General features: G+C 71.6%; 19 protein-coding genes. 8 read left to right on the top strand and 11 right to left on the bottom strand.

What is annotated here, in order from left to right; translation table 11 throughout:
- Positions 1-82: 82 nt before the first annotated feature.
- Entirely contained in the window at positions 83-391 is a 309-nt protein-coding gene (locus tag ACGFYH_RS11215) for a hypothetical protein (RefSeq protein WP_393802855.1), read from the bottom strand.
- Positions 392-929: 538 nt separating this feature from the next.
- On the opposite strand from ACGFYH_RS11215, the gene ACGFYH_RS11210 reads away from it, so the two are divergent.
- Complete coding sequence (locus ACGFYH_RS11210) at positions 930-1,949, top strand: NlpC/P60 family protein (RefSeq protein ID WP_393802854.1); 1,020 nt, start codon at positions 930-932, stop codon at positions 1,947-1,949.
- A 206-nt stretch (positions 1,950-2,155) separates the two neighbouring features.
- Positions 2,156-2,869 carry a phosphatase PAP2 family protein gene (locus ACGFYH_RS11205; protein ID WP_393802853.1) on the top strand — a complete coding sequence of 238 codons (714 nt, stop codon included), beginning with the start codon at positions 2,156-2,158 and terminating at the stop codon, positions 2,867-2,869.
- Between the two features lie 54 nt (positions 2,870-2,923).
- Here the strand turns inward: ACGFYH_RS11205 and ACGFYH_RS11200 are convergent, their stop codons facing one another.
- The gene (locus tag ACGFYH_RS11200; protein WP_393802852.1) at positions 2,924-4,528 is read right to left on the bottom strand and encodes an FAD-binding oxidoreductase; all 1,605 of its coding nucleotides are present in this window, start codon (positions 4,526-4,528) and stop codon (positions 2,924-2,926) included.
- 552 nt (positions 4,529-5,080) lie between these two features.
- The gene (locus ACGFYH_RS11195) at positions 5,081-5,251 is read right to left on the bottom strand and encodes a hypothetical protein (RefSeq protein ID WP_393802851.1); all 171 of its coding nucleotides are present in this window, start codon (positions 5,249-5,251) and stop codon (positions 5,081-5,083) included.
- Between the two features lie 91 nt (positions 5,252-5,342).
- Here ACGFYH_RS11195 and ACGFYH_RS11190 point away from each other — a divergent pair, with 91 nt between their 5' ends.
- The gene (locus tag ACGFYH_RS11190; RefSeq protein WP_393802850.1) at positions 5,343-6,221 is read left to right on the top strand and encodes a hypothetical protein; all 879 of its coding nucleotides are present in this window, start codon (positions 5,343-5,345) and stop codon (positions 6,219-6,221) included.
- A 76-nt stretch (positions 6,222-6,297) separates the two neighbouring features.
- A complete protein-coding gene (locus ACGFYH_RS11185) occupies positions 6,298-6,462 on the top strand; it encodes a hypothetical protein (protein ID WP_393802877.1) in 165 nt (54 codons plus the stop codon).
- Here the strand turns inward: ACGFYH_RS11185 and ACGFYH_RS11180 are convergent.
- Positions 6,448-6,843, bottom strand: a complete 396-nt coding sequence (locus ACGFYH_RS11180) for a metal-sensitive transcriptional regulator (RefSeq protein WP_393802849.1) — start codon at positions 6,841-6,843, stop codon at positions 6,448-6,450. The genes ACGFYH_RS11185 and ACGFYH_RS11180 overlap by 15 nt on opposite strands.
- 303 nt (positions 6,844-7,146) lie before the next feature.
- Between ACGFYH_RS11180 and ACGFYH_RS11175 the strand changes: the two genes are divergently transcribed.
- Together ACGFYH_RS11175 and pitH are read left to right on the top strand one after the other, a co-directional pair.
- Positions 7,147-7,767, top strand: a complete 621-nt coding sequence (locus tag ACGFYH_RS11175; protein WP_007451048.1) for a DUF47 domain-containing protein — start codon at positions 7,147-7,149, stop codon at positions 7,765-7,767.
- Between the two features lie 7 nt (positions 7,768-7,774).
- On the top strand, positions 7,775-8,773 hold the full coding sequence (gene pitH / locus ACGFYH_RS11170) for a low-affinity phosphate transporter PitH (protein WP_393802848.1): 999 nt from the start codon (positions 7,775-7,777) through the stop codon (positions 8,771-8,773).
- Positions 8,774-8,887: 114 nt separating this feature from the next.
- Here pitH and pstB read toward each other — a convergent pair whose 3' ends face one another.
- The 7 genes from pstB to ACGFYH_RS11135 form a co-directional block, all read right to left on the bottom strand.
- The gene (gene pstB / locus ACGFYH_RS11165; protein ID WP_393802847.1) at positions 8,888-9,664 is read right to left on the bottom strand and encodes a phosphate ABC transporter ATP-binding protein PstB; all 777 of its coding nucleotides are present in this window, start codon (positions 9,662-9,664) and stop codon (positions 8,888-8,890) included.
- A 49-nt stretch (positions 9,665-9,713) separates the two neighbouring features.
- Positions 9,714-10,772: a phosphate ABC transporter permease PstA gene (gene pstA, locus ACGFYH_RS11160; protein WP_393802846.1), complete on the bottom strand. Its 1,059-nt coding sequence runs from the start codon at positions 10,770-10,772 to the stop codon at positions 9,714-9,716.
- Positions 10,769-11,782 carry a phosphate ABC transporter permease subunit PstC gene (gene pstC, locus ACGFYH_RS11155; RefSeq protein WP_393802845.1) on the bottom strand — a complete coding sequence of 338 codons (1,014 nt, stop codon included), beginning with the start codon at positions 11,780-11,782 and terminating at the stop codon, positions 10,769-10,771. Before pstC ends, pstA begins: the two co-directional genes overlap by 4 nt.
- Before the next feature lie 132 nt (positions 11,783-11,914).
- Positions 11,915-13,042, bottom strand: a complete 1,128-nt coding sequence (pstS, locus tag ACGFYH_RS11150) for a phosphate ABC transporter substrate-binding protein PstS (RefSeq protein WP_393802844.1) — start codon at positions 13,040-13,042, stop codon at positions 11,915-11,917.
- Between the two features lie 331 nt (positions 13,043-13,373).
- On the bottom strand, positions 13,374-13,739 hold the full coding sequence (locus ACGFYH_RS11145) for an NUDIX domain-containing protein (protein WP_393802843.1): 366 nt from the start codon (positions 13,737-13,739) through the stop codon (positions 13,374-13,376).
- 68 nt (positions 13,740-13,807) lie between these two features.
- Positions 13,808-14,899: a CHAD domain-containing protein gene (locus ACGFYH_RS11140; RefSeq protein WP_393802876.1), complete on the bottom strand. Its 1,092-nt coding sequence runs from the start codon at positions 14,897-14,899 to the stop codon at positions 13,808-13,810.
- Positions 14,900-15,290: 391 nt separating this feature from the next.
- Positions 15,291-17,531, bottom strand: a complete 2,241-nt coding sequence (locus ACGFYH_RS11135; protein ID WP_393802842.1) for an RNA degradosome polyphosphate kinase — start codon at positions 17,529-17,531, stop codon at positions 15,291-15,293.
- Positions 17,532-17,745: 214 nt separating this feature from the next.
- Here ACGFYH_RS11135 and ACGFYH_RS11130 point away from each other — a divergent pair, with 214 nt between their 5' ends.
- Together ACGFYH_RS11130 and ACGFYH_RS11125 are read left to right on the top strand one after the other, a co-directional pair.
- Positions 17,746-18,288 carry an RNA polymerase sigma factor gene (locus ACGFYH_RS11130; RefSeq protein ID WP_393802841.1) on the top strand — a complete coding sequence of 181 codons (543 nt, stop codon included), beginning with the start codon at positions 17,746-17,748 and terminating at the stop codon, positions 18,286-18,288.
- The gene (locus ACGFYH_RS11125; protein WP_393802840.1) at positions 18,285-19,148 is read left to right on the top strand and encodes a zf-HC2 domain-containing protein; all 864 of its coding nucleotides are present in this window, start codon (positions 18,285-18,287) and stop codon (positions 19,146-19,148) included. Before ACGFYH_RS11130 ends, ACGFYH_RS11125 begins: the two co-directional genes overlap by 4 nt.
- Positions 19,149-19,194 lie beyond the last annotated feature (46 nt).

Genomic DNA, 19,194 nt, shown 5'->3' with positions numbered 1-19,194 from the left:
CTCGACATCAGGGTGACGCGACCTCAGCCAGGTTGGCACGACGGGCGGGTGGGGTGGAGGTGAGGAACGGACGCGTGTCGGGCTACACGGCCATCCCGTACACGATGGTGAAGAGCGTGCCGAGTGAGCCGATGATGAACACGCCCGTCAGCCCGGCGATGATCAGGCCCTTGCCCTGCTCCGCGCTGAAGGTGTCGCGCAGTGCCGTGGCCCCGATGCGCTGCTTGGCGGCGCCCCAGATGGCGATGCCGAGGCAGAGCAGAATGGCGACGGCCATCACCACCTCGACCATCACCTTGGCCTCGTTGCCCAGGCTGCCGAAGGGGCCCCAGTCAGGAGCGATCCCCCCGATGATGGTGTTGATGTCTCCCTCGTCAGCCGCAAAGAGCATGTAAGCCACCGCCCCTGTCGGGTAGTTCCGCGCCCTCTGCGGACGTGCAGAGGTCAGACCTCATTGTCGCCGACAATGGCGCAGTCGCATGTCGACTTGGCGTCATTGATTGGCAGGTTTCGTGCGAACAGCTTGCCACCGGTCCGCGCCGGACGCTGGCGGGGTGGTGCGGGCCGGTGTGCAAAGAGTCGTATGGTCACTCTGTGTATCACGAGAGGTTACGCCGGGCAATGACGCTGGAGCGCAACCTGTCGCGTGGTTGCGTCGTTGGGCCCTTCTGTGCGGTGGCCGGATTCGCCCGCCTTCACTGGAGCGCTGAGGCCCCCCCGCTTCTGACGACCCGTCGTGATGACGGTTCCGGGCGTCGGAGCCCTGGACGCGGACGGGGCGGCGGCGTCACGCTCGCGGGCGAAGGCGACCTGGGCGGCCGCCGGTCGGGTGGCCGCCCTGGTCTCGGCGGGTTCGGCACCGGCAGCCATCCGCGCGCGGTTCGGCGCGGGGCCGACATGGCCGGGAAACGTCACTGAACGGCTCGCTCATGGGGGAGGGTTGGAGCATGCGCAAGATGTGGATCGGTGCCGGTGCCGCGGGTGCCGTCGGGATGGGCTTCGTGATGCTGCTCGTCGTGGGTGTCTACGTCATCGCAGGGAACCTGGCAGGAGGGGCGGGCGGCGGGGCCAAGAAGCTTGCCATGGGGACCGTGCCCGCCGCGTACCAGCCGCTGGTGCAGAAGTGGGGCAACCTCTGCCCCGCCATCAATCCGGCGCTGCTCGCCGCCCAGCTGTACCAGGAGAGCGGGTTCAACCCGAAGGCGCGGAGCGCGGCGGCGGCGCAGGGCATAGCGCAGTTCATCCCGGGGACGTGGGCCACCCACGGTGTGGACGGGGACGGTGACGGCGACCGGGACGTGTGGGACCCCGACGACGCCATCCCGTCGGCGGCGTCGTACGACTGCTCCCTCGCCTCGTACGTGAAGGACGTGCCCGGGAACCCGACCGAGAACATGCTGGCCTCCTACAACGCGGGGGCCTACGCGGTCATCAAGTACCAGGGCGTGCCGCCGTACAAGGAGACGCGGAACTACGTCAAGGTGATCACGACGCTGGAGAAGAGCTTCGCCGCGCCCACCACCCGGGTCGATCCGACCGAGCAGGCCGCCGGCGCCATCGCCTACGCGCAGAAGAAGCTCGGGACGCCCTATCTGTGGGGTGGGAACGGAACGGCCGACCAGGGAGGGCGGTTCGACTGTTCGGGGCTGACCAAGGCGGCGTACGAGAGTGTGGGGATCAAGCTGCCCCGGGTGGCGAACGATCAGTACAACGCGGGAGCGCATCCCGGACGGGAGGAGTTGCTGCCCGGGGACCTGGTGTTCTTCTCCGACGACCTCACCAACTCACGGTCCATCCGGCATGTGGGGATCTACGTGGGTGGCGGATACATGATCGACGCGCCGCGGACGGGTGCCGTGATCCGGTTCGACCCGATCGACACCCCCGACTACTTCGGAGCCACCCGGGTGACCGAGGATGGCGCGAAAGCGCTGCCCACCACGGTGTGAATGGGAGGGTTTGAACCCAGCGTGAAACCCTGCCCTGAGCTGCGGCGACGTGTCTCTCTTCGATAACGTCTGCGTGATCATTCAGTGGAGTGTGGAACGTATCAACGGGGGCCGTGCGTTCCTGTTGACGTGTAGGTGACCACGGGGGTGGCAGAAGAGGCGTGCGTTCGGTGCGCCGGAGGACATGACGAAGGGGCCGCAGCACCATGGCTGGACTCGCCGCATCCGGGTCGAACCCCGACGTCGAGCTGCTCTACGACATCAACGGCCTGGCCAAGGAGGCACCGCACTGGTTCGACCGGGTCATGGAGTTCGTGGGTGAGTACGGACTGCTGTTCGCCATCGTGCTGCTGGTGCTGTGGTGCTGGTGGGGTGTGCGGCGGCGGGGCGGCGAGGACGCGGCCTCGAACGTGGCGGCTCTGGTGTGGGCGCCGCTCGCGGCAGGGGTGGCGGTACTGGTCAACGTGCCGATACGGGGTTTCGTGGAGCGGCCCCGGCCCTTCAAGTCGCACCAGGGGCTCGAAGTGCTCGTCGACGGGAAGGACGACTTCTCCTTCGTGAGTGACCACGCCACGCTCTGCATGGCCCTGGCCGTGGGCCTGTTCGTCGCCCACCGGAGGTTCGGGATCGCCGCGATCGTGCTGGCGCTGTTCGGCGGCTTCGCCCGGGTCTACATGGGCGTGCACTATCCGACGGACGTCGTGGGCGGGTTCGCCCTCGGCACGGCGGTCGCCCTGCTGCTGTCGCCGGTCGCCATGGCCCTGCTGACGCCGCTGACCCGGGCCGTCGAGCGCTCGCCCCGGGTGGGGTGGCTGGTCAGCGCGCGGGGGCGCGAGAGTGCCGCCGGGCGCGATGCCGTGACGCCGGGGGCCGGCAAGGAGAGTGCCGAGGCGGCGGGGCAGCGGGATCTCGCCGCGTAGGCATGGAGACAGGCGAAGGTCGGGTCTCAGGCGGAGCAGGGTTGCTGACGGTGCCTACAGCGTCTGTGGGCCGGTGAAGACGCGGTCCGGGTCGTACTGGTGCTTCAGACGCTCCAGTCGCGGGGCCGCGTCTCCGTAGTAGGCCCTCCGCCAGTCCGTCAGGGTCGGGTCCGTGTAGTTCTGGTAGGCGGCGCCCGAGGCGTACGGGCGCATCGCGCCGTGGGCCGAATCCAGCCAGGACCGGGCCGCCCTGCCGTTCGTGCCCGGACGCCACGACGCGATGTACTGCGCCAGCGTCCGGGAGCGCCGGTGCACGAACGCGGTGGCCGTCGGCGGGACGCGGTTCACCGCTCCGCCGAGCGCGGTGAACGCGATGCTGCCGGCGCCGCCGCGCACCGAAGTGAGCCGGGCGAGCAGGGCCTTGACGCCGGCCGGCGGGAGCGGGCGGTCGAAGAAGTCCGAGCGGGCCGCGTACGTCTCCCGGCCGAGCGCCCCCTGCGGTGAGTGACCGGGGGCGGAGCCCGGAAGGTGGCAGCGGGCGTCGGTGGAGAAGGACGAGCAGCCCGCGTACATCTCCATCGACTCCTCGTACGTACGGCGCTTGAGGGAGACGTTGCTCGCGGGCGAGCCGATGCGGTCGGCGAGACGGTCGACGGCGTTCTGGAGTTCGCCGTAGCCGCCGAGGGAGAAGGCGGCGACCGAGACGGTGGGGGCGCGGCCGGGGGCGGCGGCGAGGTGGAGGGACGACCAGATCTCGTCGGGCTGACCCGGACCCCACTCCTGCCAGGCACGGACGACCGCGGGGGCCTTGCGCCAGGGCCAGCTCAGGTACCCCGACACCGCCCGCGGCGCGGGGTGGGTGCGGAAGTGGAACTCCGTGACGATGCCGAAGGTGGCGTTGCCCGCGCCGCGCAGGGCCCAGAACAGGTCCTTGTGGTCGGTGGTGTTGGCGGTGAGTTCCCTGCCGTCCGCCGTGATCAGGGTGGCCTGGGTGAGGCTGTCGCAGGTCAGCCCGTAGGCGCGGGAGACGACGCCGTGGCCGCCGCCGAGGGTGAGGCCGGAGACGCCGACGGTGGGGCAGGAGCCGGCCGGGATGGTCACGCCCTTCGCGGCGAGGGCGCGGTAGACGTCGATCAGTTTGGCGCCGGCGCCGACGACTGCCTCGCCGGAGGACGCCCGGACCCGGTTGAGTTTCGAGACGTCGATGATCAGGCGGCCGTCGCCTGAGGACCATCCGGCGTAGGAGTGGCCGCCGTTGCGGATCGCCACGGGGATGTGGTGGGCGCGGGCGTAGGAGAGGGCGGTGCGGATGTCGTCGGGATGGGCGGCGTAGGCGACGGCGGTGGGTTTGAGGGTGTCGAAGCGGGTGTTGTAGAGCTGGTGGGCCGTTTTCCAGGCGTGGTCGCCGGGGCGGACCAGCTGGCCGTCCAGGGATGCGGCCAGGGCGGTCCAGGTGGCGGGGGCGGGGGCGGGGGCGGGGGTGCGGGTGGCGGTGCGGGTGGGGGTGTCCGTAGGGGTGCCGGTGGAGGGTGCGGGGTTCTTGCCGGCGTCGGTTCCCTTGGTTTCGGTGCCGGTGGTCGGGTGTCTGCCCGTGCAGGCGGCTGTGGTCGCCGTCAGGGCGGCGGCTGTGGTGCCGCCGAGGAATGTGCGCCGGTGCATGTCGCCTCCGCGTCTGTGTCCCGTGGGGGGGCTTGAGTGGAGACGGAGGTGTGGGGGCCGGGGTTCCCCGGGTGCTCCGGGCGGGTGCATGGGCGCCCGGCGTGGGGCGGGGCGGGGTGGGCGCGCGGCCCGGCGTTTCGCGGGGCGCCTCCCCACTCCCGGCTTCGCTCGGCCGGGGGCCCCGTCGCCCACCGGTGCCGTGCCGGGGGGCCTCCCAGGCCGTTCAGGCACCGGGGGAGGCACGCTGCCCGCAGCGGCGGTGGGCCGGGGCGATCCGCAGCGGTGGTGCGTCGGGCGGCCCCGCAGCGGCGGCGGGGCTCCCCGTGCGTCCTCGTGTGGCCGGGTGGGCCGCGTTCTTGCGTGGCCGGGCGTGCCGCGTCCTCGTGTGGCCGGGCGTGCCGCGTCCTCGTGTGGCCGGGTGGGCTGCGTTCTTGCGTGGCCGGGCGTGCCGCGCCCTCGTGTGGCCGGGTCAGCCGCGTCCCCGTGTGGGCCGCGTTCTTGGTGGCCGGGCGTGCCGCGTCCCCGTGTGGCCGGGCGTGCCGCGTCCCCGTGTCACGCGGGGGCGTGGGACTTCGCGTCTGTGCGGGCCTGGCTTCTGGCCCTGCGGGCCGGGCCTCGCCAGCCGCAGGTGCAGCGGGCCAGGCAGAAGGGGCCTTGTTCGACCGTTGTCGTGAGGTGCTCCGGGGCGTCCCCGGGGGCTTCGAGACCGTCCTGCTGCGCCACGCCCGCAACGTTACCGGGGTCGCCTGCCCCTCGTTAACCGGGACGGCAGGGGGTCCGGAACGGGCGAGACGGCTTGGGATAGCAGGTGGCGATGGTCCGGCGGGAGTGGGAGCTGCGGGGTTGGAGGGCGGGCGGCGGTCTCGCCGCCGCCGGCGGTGTGGTCTGCGTCTGTCTGGCCGGGGCCGGGTGTTCCGGACAGGTGGCCTCGGTCCGGAGCGCGGACGGCGGTGACCCGGTCGCCGTGGTGCACCGGGCCGCCGACCGGCTGGTGGCCGCCCGTAGTGCCAAGGCGCGCACCGCGATGGAGATGGCCAGCGGCGGGACGCGGGTGACCATCCGGGGCGAGGGCGTGTACGACTTCGTGGAGCGGCTCGGGCAGCTGACGGTGCGGCTGCCGCAGGACCCGGCGGGGTCGAGCGAGCACCGGCCGATCACCGAGCTGCTCGCGCCGGGGGCCCTGTTCATGAAGAACCGGGGCGCCGGTGTCCCCGACGACAAGTGGGTGCGGGTGGAGACCGACTCGCTGTCCGACGGGAACCTGGTGACCGGCGGGGCGACGGACCCGTTCGCCGCCGCCGAGGTGCTGCGGGGCACGCGGACGGCCGAGTTCGTGGAGCGCACGGAGCTGGCCGGGACCGCGGTGCGGCACTACCGGGGGACCGCCGACCTCGCCCGGGCGGCGCGGGACGCCTCGGGCGGCAACAAGAAGGCGCTGGCCGCGGCGGCCGAGGGGTTCGCCACCGCCGAGGTGCCGTTCGACGTCTACCTCGACGACGAGGGCCGTATCCGCAAGGTCCGGCACCGCTTCAGCTTCTCCAACGGGCGGGACGAGGGCACCGTGGCCGTCGCCTCGACGACACTGCTGTACGACTTCGGTGCCCCCGTCGACGTACGGTTGCCCGAGGACCGGGACATCTACGCCGGGAAGATCGCCGCGGGGCCGGGTGAGGCGGCGGACGGCAAGAACTAGCCCTTCCGTGCCATGCGCGGTGTGTAGCCGCTCCCTACTCTAGGAAGTCGGTGACGGCAGAGACGAGGTGACGCGTGTGGCTCCGGGCAGCGGTACGGCGGTTCAGGACCACGTGGCCCTCGCCGAGATCGAGCTGTGCGGCGACCTGATCATCGCGGCGTCGGCCGCCCGGGAGCGGCTCAGCCTGGAGAGCATCGACGAGGTGCTGCGCGTGGCCGAGGAGCGTTCACGTGCGCAGTAGGCGGCCGATGGCCTTCGTCGCCTCCTCCACCTTCGCGTCGATCTCGGTGCCGCCCTTGACGGCCGCGTCGGCGACGCAGTGGCGCAGGTGCTCCTCGAGGAGCTGCAGCGCGAAGGACTGCAGGGCCTTCGTGGAGGCGGAGACCTGGGTGAGTATGTCGATGCAGTAGACGTCCTCGTCGACCATCCGCTGCAGGCCGCGGATCTGGCCCTCGATCCGGCGCAGGCGCTTGAGGTGCTCGTCCTTCTGTTTGTGGTAGCCGTGCACGCCGCGGTCGTGGTCGGTCACGATGTCCGTGCCGTCCGTGCCGTCCGTGTCCGCCCGGTCCACCGGCTCCGCGGCGGGGGAGGGCGCACCTGCGCCGGCCTCGGTGGTCGTCATCGCGTCCTCCTGGTGGATTCGGTGGATTCGGTTGGATTCGTTCGTATCGGCGGAAACGGTGATATCGGCGGAAACGGTGGAAGTGGCGGATCCCGGGGATCAGGGGTATATGCCGGATATACCCCTGGTGGGTATATGGTAACGAACTTTCCCGGGTATGGGGCCCCTGGCCGAGCACCCGGTGTCGCCCCCCTGCTCATCACCGTCCCCGATGGGCGACACTGGGGGACGGCCCGTTAGCAGTGGCCGGATGATGCACCTAGCATCAGCCTGACCGAAACCGATGCACCCCGAGGAACCCACGTGCGCTTTCGTCTGACCCCCAGGGAGACGAGCTTCTACGACATGTTCGCCGCCTCCGCGGACAACATCGTCACGGGCTCCAAGCTCCTGATGGAACTGCTCGGGGCGGACGCATCCGCCCGGGCCGAGATCGCAGAGCGTATGCGGGCCGCCGAACACGCGGGTGACGACGCCACGCACGCGATCTTCCACCAGCTGAACTCCTCGTTCATCACGCCCTTCGACCGCGAGGACATCTACAACCTCGCCTCGTCCCTCGACGACATCATGGACTTCATGGAGGAGGCCGTCGACCTGGTCGTCCTCTACAACGTCGAGGAACTGCCCAAGGGCGTCGACCAGCAGATCGAGGTGCTGGCACGGGCCGCCGAGCTGACCGCCGAGGCGATGCCGAACCTGCGCACCATGGACAACCTCACCGAGTACTGGATCGAGGTCAACCGGCTGGAGAACCAGGCCGACCAGGTCCACCGCAAGCTGCTCGCCCACCTCTTCAACGGCTCCTACGAAGCCATCGAGGTGCTGAAGCTGAAGCAGATCGTGGACGTCCTGGAAGAGGCGGCCGACGCCTTCGAGCACGTGGCGAACACGGTGGAGACCATCGCGGTCAAGGAGTCCTGACCTCTTCATGGACACCTTTGCTCTGGTCGTGACCATCGGGGTCGCGCTCTTCTTCACGTACACCAACGGTTTCCACGACTCGGCCAACGCGATCGCCACCTCCGTGTCGACGCGCGCGCTGACGCCCCGGGCGGCGCTCGCCATGGCCGCGGTCATGAACCTGGCCGGCGCGTTCATGGGATCCGGGGTCGCCAAGACCGTCAGCGAGGGGGTGATCCAGACCCCCGAGGGTTCGAAGGGGATGGGGATCCTCTTCGCGGCGCTCGTGGGCGCCATCGTCTGGAACCTCATCACCTGGTACTTCGGGCTGCCGTCCTCCTCCTCGCACGCCTTGTTCGGCGGCATGGTGGGCGCGGCACTGGCCGGGAGCACGACCGTGTACTGGCACGGGGTCGTCGACAAGATCGTCATTCCCATGTTCGTGTCGCCGGTGGTCGGGCTGATCGCCGGCTATCTGGTGATGACCGCGATCATGTGGATCTTCCGGCGCGCCAATCCGCACAAGGCGAAGCGCGGCTTCCGTATCGCGCAGACGGTGTCGGCGGCGGGCATGGCGCTGGGCCACGGTCTGCAGGACGCGCAGAAGACGATGGGCATCGTGGTGATGGCCCTGGTCATCGCCGATGTCGAGGACTACGGCGACCCCATCCCGGTGTGGGTGAAGCTCTCCTGCGCCCTGATGCTGTCGCTCGGCACGTACGCGGGCGGCTGGCGGATCATGCGGACGCTGGGGCGGAAGATCATCGAGCTGGACCCGCCCCAGGGGTTCGCCGCGGAGACGACGGGGGCCTCGATCATGTTCGGGTCGGCGTTCCTGTTCCACGCACCGATCTCCACGACGCATGTGATCACCTCGGCGATCATGGGTGTGGGTGCGACGAAGCGGGTGAACGCCGTGCGGTGGGGGGTCGCCAAGAACATCATCATGGGGTGGTTCATCACGATGCCGGCGGCCGCCGTGGTGGCCGCGGTGTCGTTCTGGATCGTGAACCTGGCGTTCCTGTAGCAGCGCCTCACCGGTACGGCGAAGGGCCCGCCCCCTGACCGGGGGCGGGCCCTTGTGCTCCTCGCGGTGGCACCGCCATGCAGCACCGCGAGGGGATCGGAGGGGCGGGGCGGTCTAGCCGAAGCGGCCGGAGATGTAGTCCTCCGTGGCCTGTACCGACGGGTTGGAGAAGATGCGCTCCGTCTCGTCGATCTCGATCAGCTTGCCGGGCCGGCCCACCGCCGCCAGGTTGAAGAACGCCGTGCGGTCGGAGACGCGCGCCGCCTGCTGCATGTTGTGCGTCACGATGACGATCGTGAAGCGCTCCTTCAGCTCGCCGATCAGGTCCTCGATCGCCAGGGTGGAGATCGGGTCCAGGGCGGAGCAGGGCTCGTCCATCAGCAGGACGTTCGGCTCGACCGCGATCGCCCGCGCGATGCACAGGCGCTGCTGCTGGCCGCCGGAGAGGCCGGAGCCCGGCTTGTTCAGGCGGTCCTTGACCTCGTTCCAGAGGTTGGCGCCCCTGAGGGACTTCTCGACGACGTCGTCCAGCCGGGACTTCTTGTACTTGCCGTTCAGGCGCAGGCCCGCCGCCACGTTGTCGTAGACCGACATCGTCGGGAACGGGTTCGGACGCTGGAAGACCATGCCGACCTCGCGGCGCACGGCCACCGGGTCGATGCCGGTGCCGTAGAGGTTCTCGTCGTCCAGCATGACCTTGCCGTCGACACGGCCGCCCGGCGTGACCTCGTGCATCCGGTTGAGCGTGCGCAGGAAGGTGGACTTGCCGCAGCCGGAGGGGCCGATGAAGGCCGTCACGGAGCGGGGTTCGACGGTCATCGAGATGTCCTCGATGGCGAGGAAGGAGCCGTAGTAGGCGTTGAGGCCGCTGACGTCTATGCGCTTGGCCATGATGATCACTGCTTCTTTCGGGTCGCTGACTGTGGTCGCCCTGGCCGCGTCAGCGACCGGTCTTCGGGGCCTTCCAGCGCGCGATGCCGCGGGCCGCAAGGTTGAGGATCATGATGAACGCGATGAGCGTCAGGGCCGCGGCCCAGGCACGGTCGTAGGCCGCGTCGGAGCCCGCGCCGTACTGCAGGTAGATGTACATCGGCAGCGACTCCTGCGGACCCTGGAACGGGTTCGCGTTGATGAAGTCGGTGCCCCAGACCAGCAGCAGTACGGGGGCCGTCTCGCCGGTGATGCGGGCGACGGCCAGCATGACGCCGGTGACGATGCCGCCGATCGAGGTCGGCAGGACCACCTTCAGGATCGTGCGCCACTTCGGCACGCCCAGGGCCAGGGACGCCTCGCGCAACTCGTTCGGGACGAGCTTGAGCATCTCCTCGGTGGACCGGACGACGACCGGGATCATCAGGATGCACAGGGCGAACGACCCGGCGACGCCGGACGGGCCCATGTCCAGGATCAGGACCCACAGGCTGAGCACGAACAGGCCCGCGACGATCGACGGGATGCCCGTCATGACGTCGACGAAGAAGGTGACGGCCTTGGCGAGCCGGCCGCGTCCGTACTCGACCAGGTAGATCGCGGTGAGCACGCCGATCGGCACGGAGAACAGGGTGGCGAGGCCGACCTGTTCCAGGGTGCCGAGGATGGCGTGGTAGATGCCGCCGCCGGGCTCGCTGTCGGCGACCACGCCCATCGAGTGGCTGAGGAAGTAGCCGTCGAGGACCTTCACGCCCTGCTTGACGGTCGCCCAGATCAGGGAGAGCAGCGGGATCAGCGCCATCAGGAACGCGACCCACACCATGCTGGTCGCCACCCGGTCCCTGGCCTGCCGCCCGCCCTCGACGCGCGCCGAGATGCCGTACGAGCCGGCGACGAAGAGGACCGCGGCGATCAGGGCCCACTGGATGCTGCTGTGCAGCCCGGCGGCGGCGCTGATGCCGAGGCCGAGGACGACCGAGCCGGCCGCGACCGCCCAGGGGAACCACTTGGGCAGGATGGCGGCGCGCAGGGAGCTGCGGTTCTCGGTGGTAAGGGTTGCGTGGCTCATGCGTTGGCCCCCGAGTACTCCTTGCGGCGGGCGATGATGAGCCGGGCCGCGCCGTTGACCAGCAGGGTGATGACGAACAGGACGAGGCCGGAGGCGATCAGCGCGTCGCGGCCCATCGGGGTGGCCTCGTTGAACTTGCTGGCGATGTTCTGGGCGAAGGTGCCGCCGCCCGGGTCGAGCAGGCTGGGGCTGATGTCGAAGGTCGGGGAGAGCACCATGGCCACGGCCATCGTCTCGCCGAGCGCGCGCCCGAGGCCGAGCATCGAGGCGGAGATGACGCCGGAGCGGCCGAACGGGATCACCGAGATCCGGATGACCTCCCAGCGCGTGGCGCCGAGGGCCAGGGCGGCCTCCTCGTGCATGCGCGGAACCTGCCGGAAGACCTCGCGGCTGACGTTGGTGATGATCGGCAGGATCATGATCGCGAGCAGGATGCCCACGGTGAACAGCGAGCGGCCCGCGCCGCCGTGCCACTCGAGGATCCCGGTCCAGCCGAGGTAGTCGTCCAGCCAGCCGTAGAGCCCGTCCAGGTGCGGCACGAGGACGAGTGCGCCCCACAGGCCGTAGACGATCGAGGGTACGGCGGCGAGCAGGTCGATCACGTAACCGATCGGACCGCCCAGCCTGCGCGGCGCGTAGTGCGTGATGAAGAGCGCGATGCCGACCGAGACCGGGACCGCGATGGCCATGGCGATGACCGACGACACGACGGTGCCGTAGGCCAGGACCGCGATGCCGAACTCCGGCGGGAGGCCGGTCGGGTTCCACTCGAAGCTGGTGAAGAAGTTCGCCTCGTCCTCGCTGATGGCGAGCCAGGCGCGGTAGGTGAGGAAGGCCGCGATGGCGGCCATGATGACCAGCACGAGGATGCCGGACCCGCGGGAGAGCCCGACGAATATCCGGTCGCCGGGGCGGCCGACGCCGCGGGTGGCGCGCTCGTCCTTGGTCCCGGGGGGCTGGTGGGGCACAGGGGCTGGTGCGGGCTTCTGGGGGTCAGTGGTGATGTCCATCGGGTTCTCCGGTCTGCGGAGCCGTCGTGGGCGACGGCTCGGGCGGAGCCACCGCGGACGGCGGGGGCTCCTGGCGGCGGTGCACCGGACGGTGCGGTCCGGCCCCCGCGCGGGGACCGGACCGCACTCGGGTCAGCTCAGGCCCGAGATGGTCTCGCGGACCTTGGTGATGATCTCGGCGGGCATCGGGGCGTAGCCGGCGTCGGCCAGCAGGCCCTGGCCGTCCTCCGAGGCCATGTAGTTCAGGAAGGACTTGGTGGCGGGCAGGGTGTCAGCCTTGTTGCCCTTGTCGCAGGCGATCTCGTACGTCACCAGGACGAGCGGGTAGGCGCCGTCGGCGTCCGGGGTGTAGTCCAGCTCCAGGGCGAGGTCCTTGCCGGCGCCGACGACCTTGGCCGCGCCGATGGCGGCGGTGGCGTTCTCGACGGTGGCCTTGACCGGCTCGGCGGCCGCGGTCTTGACGTCGACGGTCTTGATGCCGTCCTTGGCGTAGGACAGCTCGAAGTACGAGATGGCGCCGGACGTCTGCTTCACCTGTCCGGCCAGGCCGGAGGAGCCCTGCGCGGACTGGCCGCCCTCGGCCTCCCAGGACTTGCCGCCCTCGTACTTCCAGTCGTCGGGCGCGGCGGCCTTCAGGTACTTGGTGAAGTTGTCCGTGGTGCCGGACTCGTCCGAGCGGTGGAAGGCCTGCACCTTCAGGTCGGGCAGCTTGGCGTCGGGGTTGAGCTTCTTGATCGCCTCGTCGTTCCAGTTGCTGATCTCGCTGTTGAAGATCTTGGCGAGCGTCGGGGCGTCCAGGACGAGGGTGTCGACGCCGGGGACGTTGAAGCCGACCGCGATCGGTCCGCCGACCATCGGCAGGTCGATGGCCTGGCCGTCGGTGCAGACCTTCTTCGACGCCTCGATCTCCTCGGGCTTCAGCGCGGAGTCCGAACCGGCGAACGCGGTCTGGCCCTGCGTGAACGCCGTGATGCCCGCGCCCGAGCCGGTCGGGTTGTAGTTGATCTGCACGCCCTTGCAGGCCGCGACGTACTGCTTGACCCAGGCGTCGATCGCGTTCTTCTGTGCGGAGGAGCCGGAGGCCTGGAGCTGACCCTTGGCGTCGTCGCACTTGATGTCGCTGTTGGCGGCGGCGGAGCTGGAGTCGCCGCCGCTGTTGCCGCCGGTGTCGTCGGAGCCGCACGCCGTGAGGGCCAGGGCGCCGGAGACGGCGAGAGCACCGAGAGCGAGGGCCCGCCGGTTCATGCGCTGAAGCTTCACTTGAGGGAGTTCCTTCCAGGAGCCGCCGTCCTGAATTCGGCGGCGTGCGAGGAGTGGCGTTGAGGACGAGCAGTAGTGGGCGACACGGGCGCGTCGTCGTGCGCTTTCGGGATGCGCTCCGTATCGGTAAGGCCGAAATTAGGCAGATGAGATGAAGGCGCCGAAGGGCGTGAATGAACGCGGGGTGAACCCCTGAGGACGGTGCGGTGAGGTCACGGAACGCTTACGTCAAGGACACGGACCGGTTCCGGGCTTTCCTGGCGGGTGCGTCGCGGGCAGCGCGTCGACGAGGGCCCGGCGCCGGGGCTGCGTGAGGCGGGCGCGGGCCGCCTCACGAGCCGGCCGTACGAGGCGAGCCGACCTCGCCGGACGGGGTGGACGTGCCGGTGCGGGCCGCCGCCGCCCAGTAGCGGGCCTCCCCGGGGCGGCCGTGCGCCGGGTGGCGCACGGCGGGCAGCTCGGTGCCGGGCACGACGGCGTACCCCGTCTCCTGCGCGACCTCGCGCAGCGCGCCCGCGAGCGGGCCCTCGCCGGGCTCGGGCTTGCCCTTCGGACGCGACCAGCCGCCGCACTTCGGGCGGTGCGCGAGCCACGGCTCCAGGCCGGCGGACATGGACACGGTTGCAGGGGCGCGGCGCGGCGCCCACAGGACACAGCCGGCCGGGCGGACGACGGTGGTGCCGTCGACGGGGCCCACGGTGCGCTCACGCCTCAGGCCGCCTCAGGCCGCCTCAGGCCGCCTCAGGCCGCCTCTGCCGGCACTGGCTACGGCAGCCTGATCGGCTCCTTGCGCCAGCTGTGCTGGAACGCGTACCGCGCCGCCTCCACCTCGTGCCGCTGGTCGGCGTGGAGGACGCCGAGCGCGTACGCCGTCGCCGGGGCGATGCGCGGCGTGCGGGCGGCCTGGGCCGCGGCCGCGGCGGCCTCGGAGGCGTCGCGGTGACGGTCGAGGGCCTCGCCGGCGGCCGGGAGGCGTACGTCCGCCGAGTCCTCGGCGTTTCCGGCGTCCCCTCCGGCCAGCGCTTCGAGGGCGTAGCGGTGCAGGCGCAGCAGCAGGCGGACCTGGTGCCACGGGGCGTCCTGGGGGTGCGGGGCCGGGTCCGGGGACAGGCCGTGGACGAGCGCCTGGGCGTTGTACGGGCTGCCCGCGGTGACCAGGGGAAGGGCGGCCACGGCGTCGGTGAGGCGCTCCTGCGCGGCGGCCGCCAGCGGGCGCAGGTCGTGAGGGGCGGCATCGGGGGCGGCGCCGCGGCCCGTGCGGCCGTTGCGGCGCAGCGGGACCTCGCTGGCCAGTAAGGCCACCTTGTCCGCGACGGCGTGGAAGCGGCTGCTGCCCAGTGCCTGCAGGGCCGTGGAGTGCGCCCGGGTGCGGGCCAGGGTCAGCCGGCGGTCGAGCAGCGCGCCCGCCCTGGCCGCGCCCACCGTGAGGTTGACGCGGTCAGGGGGCGCCGGGCGGGCGGCGGACTCCGTGGCCGGCACGGTGGCGGCGGCCGGCCGGCCCGCCTGGCGCGGGGCCGGGAACGCCGACGCCCCGGACAGCCGGTGCAGGGCCTGGAGCAGGCGTTCCAGACGGGACGCGTACGCGTGCTCCATCGCCAGCGTGCCGGACAGCCAGGCCAGCTCGGGCCGCATGCCCTCCGCCCAGTCGGCGTCCAGCAGCGGCTGGAAGGTGTGCAGGGTGCCGCTGATGCGGCGGGCCGCGCGGCGCAGGGCCAGGGCCGCGTCCGGGGCGCCCGCGTCCGGGGCGACCCGCCCCGGCCCGGACGTGCCGTGCGCCCCCGCTCCCGGTCCCGTGCCCACCCCCGCTTCCCGGTGCCGGCGCAGGGCGCGCAGGAACTCCGTGGCCTGGGCGCGCAGATAGCCCGCGAGTGCGTCGGTGTCCGCGCCGTGGGTCGGGACGGTGCCGGGGGGCGGGTTCGTGCCGGGTGCCGGGAGGGTGTCGGGGGTTGGGTGCGTGCTGGTGGTCGGGCTTGTGTCGGGTGCCGGGAGGGTGTCGGGGGTTGGGTGCGTGCCGGGGGCCGGGACGGTGCCGGTAGCCGGGATGGTGCCGGGGGGCGGGCCCGCGTCGGTGGACGGGCCCGCGCCGGGGGCCGCGTCTGCGCCGGGCGCCGGGTCTCGGTCGGCGTGCGGCTCCGTGCCGGGGGCGGGGCCCCGCTCGGCGTGCGGGTCCGGGTTCCTGCGTGGGTCCCTGTTCGCTTTCACGCTCGCGGGTTCCGGCGGTCCGGCGGTCGCCGTGGGGTCCGTCGGGTCAAGGTGTCGCTGTGCCACGCCGGCGCCTCCGGGCGTCTATGAGCATCTCCTGGACGTTGCGCAGGGACTGGCCGTCCGCGTCGGTCGCGTGCCGGGTCCACTCGCCGTCCGGGCCGAGGTGCCAGGAGGCGGTGCCGTCGGACATGCCGTTCTCCAGAAGCCGGTTCAGGGCCGCCCGGTGGGCCGGGTCGGTGACCCGGACCAGGGCCTCTATCCGGCGGTCGAGGTTGCGGTGCATCATGTCGGCGCTGCCGAACCACACCTCGGGCTCACCCCCGTTGCCGAAGGCGAAGACGCGGGAGTGTTCGAGGAAGCGGCCGAGGACGGAGCGGACCCGGATGTTCTCCGACAGGCCCGTCACCCCCGGGCGCAGCGCGCAGATGCCGCGCACCCACACGTCGACCGGCACACCGGCCTGGGACGCGCGGTAGCAGGCGTCGATCACGGCCTCGTCGACCATCGAGTTGACCTTGATGCGGATGTAGGCGGGGCGCCCGGCCCGGTGGTGCTGGATCTCCTTGTGGACACGGGAGACCAGGCCGTCGCGCAGCGACTTGGGCGCGACGAGCAGCCGGCGGTAGGTCTCGCGCCGGGAGTAGCCGGAGAGGCGGTTGAACAGGTCGGACAGGTCCGCGCCGACCTGCGGGTCCGAGGTGAGCAGGCCCAGGTCCTCGTAGAGGCGGGCCGTCTTCGGGTGGTAGTTGCCGGTGCCGACGTGGCTGTAGCGGCGCAGCGTCTCGCCCTCCTGCCGTACGACGAGGGACAGCTTGCAGTGGGTCTTCAGGCCCACCAGGCCGTACACGACGTGGCAGCCGGCCTCCTCCAGCTTGCGGGCCCACTTGATGTTGGCGGACTCGTCGAAGCGGGCCTTGATCTCGACCAGGACCAGGACCTGCTTGCCGGACTCGGCCGCCTCGATGAGCGCGTCGACTATCGGGGAGTCGCCGGACGTCCGGTACAGCGTCTGCTTGATCGCGAGGACGTCCGGGTCGGTGGCCGCCTGCTCCAGGAACGCCTGCACGGAGGTGGAGAAGGAGTCGTACGGGTGGTGGAGCAGGACGTCCTTGCTGCGGAGGGCGGCGAAGATGTCCGGCGCGGACGCGGACTCCACCTCGGCGAGGTCGCGGTTGGTGCCGGCGACGAACTTCGGGTACTTCAGCTCGGGCCGGTCGATGCTGTGGACGCGGAAGAGGCCGGTGAGGTCCAGCGGGCCGGGGAGCGGGTAGACCTCCGCCTCACCGATCTTCAGCTCGCGCACCAGCAGGTCCAGAACCTCGCGGTCGACCGATTCCTCGACCTCCAGGCGGACCGGCGGACCCAGGCGCCGCCGCATGAGTTCCTTCTCCAGGGCCTGGAGGAGGTTCTCCGTGTCGTCCTCCTCCACCTCCAGGTCCTCGTTGCGGGTGAGGCGGAAGGTGTGGTGTTCCAGGACCTCCATGCCCGGGAACAGCTCCTCCAGGTGGGCGGCGATGACGTCCTCGATGGGGACGTAGCGGCCCGGGGACGCCTCCAGGAAGCGGGAGAGCAGCGGCGGGACCTTGACGCGGGCGAAGTGCCGGTGGCCGGTGACCGGGTTGCGGACGACGACCGCGAGGTTGAGGGACAGGCCCGAGATGTACGGGAAGGGGTGGGCCGGGTCGACCGCGAGCGGGGTGAGGACGGGGAAGATCTGGTGCCGGAAGAGGGTGAACAGGCGGGCCTGTTCCTTCTCGGTCAGTTCGTTCCAGCGGACCAGGTGGATGCCCTCGTCGGCGAGGGCCGGGGCGACGTCCTCGTGGAAGCAGGCGGCGTGGCGGGCCATCAGCTCGCGCGAGCGGGCCCAGATCATGTCCAGCACCTCGCGGGGCTGCAGGCCGGAGGCGGAGCGGGTGGCGACGCCGGTCGCGATGCGGCGCTTGAGGCCGGCGACGCGGACCATGAAGAACTCGTCCAGGTTGCTGGCGAAGATCGCGAGGAAGTTGGCCCGCTCCAGAAGGGGCGTGTTCGGGTCCTCGGCGAGTTCGAGCACACGCTCGTTGAACGCGAGCCAGCTGCGCTCGCGGTCCAGGAAGCGGCCCTGCGGGAGCCGCGGGCCGCCGGCCTGGGACTCCTCCGACTCCTCGTACGCGTCGAGGTCGGCGTCGATGTCGGGCTCCAGGTCGGAGACCGTGGCGGCCACGGTGTGCGGGCGGTGCGCGGCGATGGAGCCCACGGAGAGCTGCGTGTGCTGGACCTCTGCCTGCGTGTTCGACTGCCTCATGAACCCATTCTTCCGCGCCGCGCGCGAGACAGGCGCGTCGGAGGGCACGGAATGCTCCGGCTCGGTCGGCTTCATTCGGTGAGCCTCGCAAGGCTGTCTGAATCGATGGTTACGGGGACATGACGTGTGGGATAGCGGCGGGCCTCCGAAGACTCCCCCGCACAGTCCCTGAGACCGTGTGAACCGGTCGGCCGGGCTCGTGCGATGAGGAGACGTGAGCGAAACGAGAAGCGACGGGGAGCTGCTGCGGGCCGTCGCGGCCGAGGCCGACCGGCGTGCCTTCGAGGAGCTGTACCGCCGGTACGCGCCCTGGCTGACCGCCCGCATGCGCGGCCGCTGCGCCGACGCCGCCGTGGTCGACGACGTCGTACAGGAGACGTTCCTCGCCGTCTGGCGGGGCAGCGCCCGTTACCGGGAGGAGGGCGACGTGGCCGGCTGGCTGTGGCGGATCGGCTCGCGGCGGCTGATCGACGTGCTGCGCGGCGACGGCGCGCGCGGGCGGCTGCGGCAGGCGCTGGCACGGTTGCGGCACCGGGACGAGGTCTCGGCGGAGGAGCGGGTGCTCGCCGGGGTCGAGCACGGCGACCTCGCCGGCGCGCTCGTACGGCTCTCGCCGGAGCTTCGCGCGGTGCTCCAGGCCACGGTCGTCGACGGGCTGACCACCCGCGAGGCGGCCGTCCTGCTCGGCATCCCGCCGGGCACGGTCAAGACGCGGGCGATGCGCGCCCGCCGGCAGCTGCGGGAGGCGCTGGCATGACTACCGAGGACAGCCGTCGCCGGGACACCTGGCACGTGGACGAGGACGACCTGCGGGCCTACGCCCGGGGCGGGCTGGCGGCCCCCGTGCTCTGGTCCGCCGACGCCCATCTGAGCGCCTGCGCGACGTGCCGGGGCGTGCTCGCCGAGGTGAGCGACGCGGCCGCGCTGGACGCGGGCTGGGAACGGCTCGACGCCGAGCTTGACGCGCCCCGGCCGGGCCGGATCGAGGGACTGCTGGTGCGGTGCGGCGTCGACGACGGCACCGCGCGACTGCTCGCGGCCGCCCCCGTACTGCGCCGTTCCTGGTTCGGCGCGGTCGCCGCCGTGCTGCTCGTGAGCTGCCTCGTGGCCTACTCGGCCGGCGCCGCGGGCAGGCCCGCCCTCTTCCTCGCCTTCGCCCCACTGCTGCCGCTGGCCTCGGTGGCGCTCGCCTACGGGCCCGCACTGGACCCCGCGTACGAGATGGCCGTCGTCGCGCCGATGCACGGCTTCCGGCTGCTGATGATCCGGACCGTCGCGGTGCTCGTCGTGGCGCTCGGGGCGGGCGGCCTGGCCGGCCTCGCGATGCCCGGGTACGGGCCGGCCGCCCTGGCCTGGCTGCTGCCCGGGCTCGGCCTCACCGCGACCGGGCTCGCGCTGACGCCCCGGCTGGGTCCGGTGATCGCGCCGTCCGTACTCGCGGGCGTCTGGGCGGCCGTGCTGCTGGCCGCGGACGCGGCGCGCGCGCCGGGGGACGGCGCGCTGGCGCCGTTCACCGCGGCAGGGCAGGGCGTGTCCGGGCTCGTCGCCGTGCTGGGCGCCGGGCTGCTGTTCCTGTTCCGCGACCGATTCGACGTCTCCGCGCGCGGCGTCGCGTGAGTCCCTCCCCCCTCCTTCCTGAAACCCCTTTCACGTACGGGAGTGC

The organism is Streptomyces sp. NPDC048392 (genome assembly GCF_043200575.1).
Taxonomy (GTDB): domain Bacteria; phylum Actinomycetota; class Actinomycetes; order Streptomycetales; family Streptomycetaceae; genus Streptomyces.
Note: the sequence above shows the minus strand (reverse complement) of the source record. Positions and strands in the feature narration are given on the sequence as shown.